The organism is Roseicyclus sp. (assembly GCF_052168335.1).
Classification (GTDB): Bacteria; Pseudomonadota; Alphaproteobacteria; order Rhodobacterales; family Rhodobacteraceae; genus Roseibacterium.
This window is the reverse complement of the sequence record NZ_JBQLZP010000492.1, coordinates 1-6,179: the sequence shown is the minus strand read 5'-3', so window position 1 is coordinate 6,179 and position 6,179 is coordinate 1. Positions and strand designations below refer to the sequence as shown.

Here is a 6,179-nt window from a genome sequence, read left to right as displayed (position 1 = left end):
CAGCACGCCGTTCTCCATCTGGGTCAGCGCAACGGTGCCCACCTCATGCCCGTCCCGATGCATCAGCACGGCGCGCGCGTCCTGCGCGGCGGCGGGGGCGGCGATGGCGCAGAGCGCGGCGGCGGTCAGCAGTCGTTTCATGGTCGGTCTCCTCTCGCTTCGTCTGGCGGGGGGAGAACGCGCGGGCGGCGGGTGCGTTCACCCGAACCGGCCCGAAAAACCTGCCCTCAGGTCAGAAGCGCCAGATCGGGAGAGCCGACGACCGGTCGCCGCGTCGGCATCGCGGCGGGGTCCGCGCCGGACAGCGTCGCCGCGAGGTCGGCGTAGAAGCCCGGATCGTCGAAGTACCAGCGGTGCGAACCCATCATCGTGCGCGTCGCGGCAGGCACCTTCTGCAGATACTGCTCGCCGCAATAGACGTCGTGGAACCGCGCCGGGATCGTGTCCGGCATGCCGTTGCGCCCGGCGCGCTCCTCGCCCTTCGCGATGCCCTCCGAGACGTCCAGCACCGCGTCGAGCGTCGAATAGTAGTTCGTCAGCCGCTTCGACCGCAGGTCCATGACGAGCGCGCCCCAGGCGCCAGTCTCCATCCAGGCCTTGTCCACATCGGCCGAGACGAAGATCGCCTCGTCGATGCCCCAGGGCACCGTGCCCGGCGCGCCGCTGTCGCCCGTGCCCGAGAAGCCGCGAAGCGCGAGATAGGCGCCCATGGAATGACAGAGCATGTGGATGCGCGGCCTGGGATGGAGGTTGAGGAGCGGCCCGATCATGTCGGCGACAAGATACGGCCCGGTGTGCTTGGCGTCCGTCCGGTCCGAGAAGTACGAGGCGATGTCCCCGTTGCTCGGCCAGTCCCAGGACAGGACGCGCCCCGTCCACCCCGCGGCGGCGAGGCCGACCTCGATCTTCCGACGCCGCTCCAGCCCCTCGGCCTGGTCCATGTTGAAGCCATGCACCCAGACGAGGATGTCGCCCGCGCCCGCCGCACCCACGAGCCCGAGCCACGCGGCCCGATCCACGATATGCGTGCCCTTCGGCGTCACGCCCTCCGGCACCGAGAGGTAGCGCGTGACGCTGGCGCGGTTGTTGGTGAAGCGGTCGGCGCTGGCGTTGTAGGTGCGGCGGGTGACGGCGAGGGGCATGGGCGCGGCTCCGGGATTTTCGCGCCATCTTCCGCCGGAAAGGCCCCTCGGCCTAGTCGGGAGATCCTCCGCTCCGCTTGACCGCCACGGGCATCGCGTGACAAGGGAGGCGCCATGCTCGACGACGCAGACGACATCCACCCGCTGTTCCACGGCGCTCCGAAGACGACGGAGTTCCGCAAGCTGCGCAAGCGCATCGTGCGGGACACCCGCGAGGCGATCGAGCGCTACGGCATGGTCGAGCGCCGCGCCCCCGACGCGCCGCGCGAGAAGTGGCTCGTCTGCCTTTCGGGCGGCAAGGACAGCTACACGCTGCTCGCGGTCCTGACCGAGCTGCAATGGCGCGGCCTTCTGCCCGTGGACCTGCTGGCCTGCAACCTCGACCAGGGGCAGCCGGGCTTTCCGGCGACGGTCCTGCCCGAGTTCCTGACGCGGATGGGCGTGCCGCACCGGATCGAGTACGCCGACACCTACTCCATCGTCGTCGACAAGGTGCCCCAGGGGCGGACCTACTGCGCGCTCTGCTCGCGGCTCCGGCGCGGGAACCTCTACCGCATCGCGCGCGAGGAAGGGTGTTCGGCGGTGGTGCTCGGCCACCACCGCGACGACATCCTCGAGACGTTCTTCCTCAACCTCTTCCACGGCGGCAAGCTCGCGACGATGCCGCCCAAGCTCCTGAACGACGAGGGCGACCTCTTCGTGCTGCGCCCGCTGGCCCACGTGGCCGAGGAGGATTGCGAACGCTTCGCCCGCGCGATGGACTACCCGATCATCCCCTGCGACCTCTGCGGGAGCCAGGACGGCCTCCAGCGGCAGGCGATCAAGCGGATGCTCGACGACTGGGAGGCGAAGGCGCCCGGCCGACGGGGCAAGATGTTCTCGGCGCTGATGACCGCGCGGCCCTCGCACCTGCTCGATCCGACGCTCTTCGATTTCGCCGGCCTCGCGCGAGATGCCGAAAATCCGAAGGATCGGAGCGCCGGCGCTTAAGCCCCTGTCAGCCTTTCGCCGCTAGGCCCGGTCGCGATGCCGCGTCCGCGCGGCGGCGGACGGAGAGAGGCGGGCCATGGGCAGGGCGATGCACGACAGGCTGGCGCACGGGCAGCGGATCCTGCGCTGGGCGCTCGGGCGGGCCGAGATCCTCGCGGTCTTTCCCGTGCTGGTGCTCCTCGCCTACCGCTTCGGCGGGCCGGAAACCGTGGTGGCGGCGGCGATGCTTCTGCCCCTCCTGCTCGTCCTCGCCCACCGGGGCGAGCGGCGCGACCCACCCGCCGAGACGCGCCCCGGGCGGGAGGCGCTGCTCGCGATGCTGGACCGGATCGCCGGGACGGGCGACATGGACAGCGCCTGCCTGGCGCTCGCCATCGACGACTGGGACGCGATCCGCGCCCGCTGGGGCGGGGACACCGCCGAAGGGCTGAGCCGCGACTGCGCCCGGCGGATGCGCGGGACGCTCCGCGGCGACGACCTCCTCGGCGAGATCGGGGAGGGGCGCTTCGGGGTCGTGCTGCACCCGATCCCCTTGGCCCGGCTCGCCATCCGGGAAGGGATCGCCGACCGCCTCCGCGCCGCGCTGTCCGAGCCTTTCGTCGTCGACGGCGCCACCCTGCGGCTCACCGCCTCGGCCGGTCACGCGGCATTGCGGCCGGCCGGTCCGGACGCCGCCGCCGCCACCCTCGCCGGGGCCGAGGCCGCGCTCGAGGACGCACGCCTCGCCGGGCCGAACTCGGTCCGCGCCCACGTGCCGGGACGGATGGCTCTCCGCCACACCGGCTCTCCGCTGGCGGAAGAGGTCGCCGGCGCCCTCGCCAGCGGCGCCATCCTGGCGTGGTTCCAGCCGCAGATCGACGCCCGCACCGGCGCGGTGGCGGGGTTCGAGGCGCTCGCGCGCTGGCAGCACCCGAGGCTCGGCCTCCTCGGCCCGGGCCGCTTCCTCGACGCCGTGGCCGAGGCCGGGCAGATCGAGGCGCTCGGCACCGCCGTCCGCGCGGGCGCGATCGCCGCGCTGAAGTGTTTCGACCGGTCGGGCGGCGAGGGGATCACCGTCTCCGTCAACGCCTCGGCCGAGGAGCTGCGCAATCCCACCTATGCCGAGCAGGTCGCCTGGGACCTCGACCGCCACGACCTGCAGCCCGGGCGCCTGATCGTCGAGGTGCTCGAGACGGTCGCCGCCGACGCAGGCGACGATTCCGTGGTCGCCACGCTCGCGGCGCTTCGCAGCCAGGGCGTGGGCATCGACCTCGACGATTTCGGCATCGGGCAGGCCTCGCTGGCCTCCATCCGCCGCTACGGCGTGCAGCGCATCAAGATCGATCGCTCCTTCGTGATCGGCGTGGACACGGACGCGGGCCAGCAAGCGGTCGTGAGCGCGATCGTTTCGCTCGGCCGCGAGATGGGCATCACCACGCTGGCCGAAGGCGTCGAGACCCCGCAGGAGCGCGAGACGCTGGAACGGCTCGGCTGCCGATGGGTCCAGGGCTTCGTCGTCGGCAAGCCCATGCCGCTTCCCGAGACGCTGGACTGGCTGGCCGCGCACGCGCCCGCGAAGACCGGCGCCGGCGCCCTCCGGCAGATCCTGCGCCCTGCCGAATGACGCGCGCCCGGCGCGCCGCAACGGCGGCCGGCCCCGCGCGGCAGGGCGGCCAAAACGCCCCTTGACCTTTGCAGGCCCCTTCTGTTGAACCCTCGTGACTTCGGACAGAGGAACTGGGGCGTCATGGACGATCAGAATCGCAACCTGATCCTGGCCACCGCATTGAGCATGGTCGTGATCCTCGTCTGGTTCGTCCTTTTCCCGCCGCCCGAGCCGCCCGTCCGCGACCCCAACGCGATTCCGGCCGAGGAGACCGCCACCGATGGCACCGGCGCGGACATCGCGCTGCTCCCTCCCGCCGCGGGCGACGTCGCCACGCCGACCGCGACCGAGATGACCGACGTGGCGCTCGAGGAGGCCGCGCGCGTCCCGATCGAGACGGACGAGCTGACCGGCTCCATCTCGCTCCGGGGCGGGCGCATCGACGACCTGTCGCTCCGCGCCTATTCCGAGACGATCGAGCCCGACAGCCCGATCGTCCGCCTCCTCGCGCCCACCGGCAGCCCCGATCCCTACTACGCGCTCTACGGCTGGGCGCCCGCGGGCGAGCTTTCGTTCGAGGAGGTGCCCGGCGCCGACACGCCCTGGCAGCTCGAGAGCGGCGAGACGCTGACCACCGCCGACCCCATCACGCTGGTCTGGGACAACGGCGCGGGCCTGATCTTCCGCCGCACGATCTCGGTCGACGAGAACTTCATGTTCACTGTGACCCAGTCCGTCGAGAACACCGGCGAGGCGACCGTGCGCCTCGCCCCCTACGGCATCGTCGCGCGCCACGGCCTGCCCGACGACCTGCAGAACTTCTTCATCCTGCACGAGGGCGTGGTCCGCAAGACCGACGGCCAGCTCGACGAGATCACCTACGACAACGTCACCGAACTGGACTTCGTCGAACGCGAGCGCGCGCAGGCCGAGGTGCTCCAGGTCGAGGACAACGGCTGGATCGGCTTCACCGACAAGTACTGGATGACCACGCTCATCCCCGGCGACGGCCAGCCCTTCACCTCCGTCACCCGCTTCGTGGAATCGGCCGACATCTACCAGACCGAGGCCCGCCTGCCCGCCCTTTCGGTCGAGCCCGGCACGACCGGCGAGGTCACGACACGGCTCTTCGCCGGCGCCAAGGAATGGGAGACGATCCGCAACTACCAGGACGAGGGCGGCATCGACCGCTTCATCGACTCGATCGACTGGGGCTGGTTCTACTTCCTCACGAAGCCGATGTTCTGGCTCCTGCACAACCTGAACGTCCTGATCGGCAACATGGGCCTCGCCATCATCGCGCTGACCGTGATCGTGAAGGCCGCGCTCTTCCCGCTCGCCTACAAGTCCTACGCCTCCATGGCGCGGATGCGCGAGCTGCAGCCCGAGATGGAGAAGATCAAGGAGCGCGCCGGCGACGACCGCCAGAAGCTCCAGCAGGAGATGATGGAGCTCTACAAGAAGGAGAAGGTGAACCCGGCCTCGGGCTGCCTGCCCATTCTGCTCCAGATCCCGATCTTCTTCTCGCTCTACAAGGTGATCTTCGTCACGCTCGAGCTGCGCCACGCGCCCTTCTTCGGCTGGCTGAACGATCTCTCGGCGCCCGACCCGTCGTCGATCATCAACCTCTTCGGCCTCCTGCCCTACGACGCGCCCGAGCCCACCAGCATCCTCGCGCTGATCTTCATCGGCGTCCTGCCGATCCTCCTCGGTATCTCCATGTGGCTCCAGCAGAAGCTGAACCCGCAGCCGACCGACCCGACGCAGGCCGCGATCTTCGCCTGGCTGCCCTGGGTCTTCATGTTCATGCTGGGCGGCTTCGCCAGCGGCCTCCTCGTCTACTGGATCGCGAACAACCTCATCACCTTCGCGCAGCAGTACATCATCATGAAGCGGCACGGCTACACGCCGGACCTCTTCGGCAACATCCGCTCGAGCTTCAGGCGGAAGAAGCCGCAGGGCAAATGAGCTGGCGCCTGACGCAGATCTGGCGCCATCCGATCAAGGGCATCGGGGCCGAACGGCTGGATCACGTCGGGCTCAAGGTCGACCGTCCGCTGCCGATGGACCGCGCCTGGGCCGTCCTCGAGGAGGGCGGCGAGGCCGGCGAGGGCTGGCGCGCCTGCCGCAACTTCCTGCGCGGCGCCAAGGGGCCGTCGCTCATGGCCGTGCGCGCCCGCGTCGAGGGCGAGACGATCCACCTCTCCCACCCCGACCGCCCGGACCTCGCCATCGACCCCGCGGAGGAAGGCGCCGCCGCGGCGCTCTTCGCCTGGCTCCGGCCGATCTACCCCGAGGACCGGCGCCCGCCCGCCGGTCTCGTCCGCGCCCCCGTCACGGGGATGAGCGACGCTCCCTTCGCCTCGGTCGCCATCCTCAACGAAGCCTCGCTCCGCGCACTCTCGCAGAAGCTCGGCCAGAGCCTCGATCCGCGCCGCTTCCGCGGCAATCTCTGGCTCGAC

At 70.6% G+C, this 6,179-nt stretch carries 5 protein-coding genes; 4 read left to right on the top strand and 1 reads right to left on the bottom strand.

Annotation, left to right across the window (positions count from 1 at the left end):
* Positions 1-227 precede the first annotated feature (227 nt).
* Complete coding sequence (locus ACTS11_RS15155; protein WP_442641136.1) at positions 228-1,142, bottom strand: alpha/beta hydrolase; 915 nt, start codon at positions 1,140-1,142, stop codon at positions 228-230.
* A 114-nt stretch (positions 1,143-1,256) separates the two neighbouring features.
* On the opposite strand from ACTS11_RS15155, the gene ttcA reads away from it, so the two are divergent.
* From ttcA to ACTS11_RS15135, 4 genes are all read left to right on the top strand, one after another.
* Positions 1,257-2,132 carry a tRNA 2-thiocytidine(32) synthetase TtcA gene (gene ttcA, locus ACTS11_RS15150; protein ID WP_442641135.1) on the top strand — a complete coding sequence of 292 codons (876 nt, stop codon included), beginning with the start codon at positions 1,257-1,259 and terminating at the stop codon, positions 2,130-2,132.
* Between the two features lie 76 nt (positions 2,133-2,208).
* Positions 2,209-3,735: an EAL domain-containing protein gene (locus ACTS11_RS15145; protein WP_442641134.1), complete on the top strand. Its 1,527-nt coding sequence runs from the start codon at positions 2,209-2,211 to the stop codon at positions 3,733-3,735.
* Positions 3,736-3,858: 123 nt separating this feature from the next.
* A complete protein-coding gene (gene yidC, locus ACTS11_RS15140; protein WP_442641133.1) occupies positions 3,859-5,685 on the top strand; it encodes a membrane protein insertase YidC in 1,827 nt (608 codons plus the stop codon).
* On the top strand, positions 5,682-6,179 hold a 498-nt coding region (locus tag ACTS11_RS15135), incomplete at its 3' end, for an MOSC N-terminal beta barrel domain-containing protein (protein ID WP_442641132.1). The genes yidC and ACTS11_RS15135, both read left to right, overlap by 4 nt.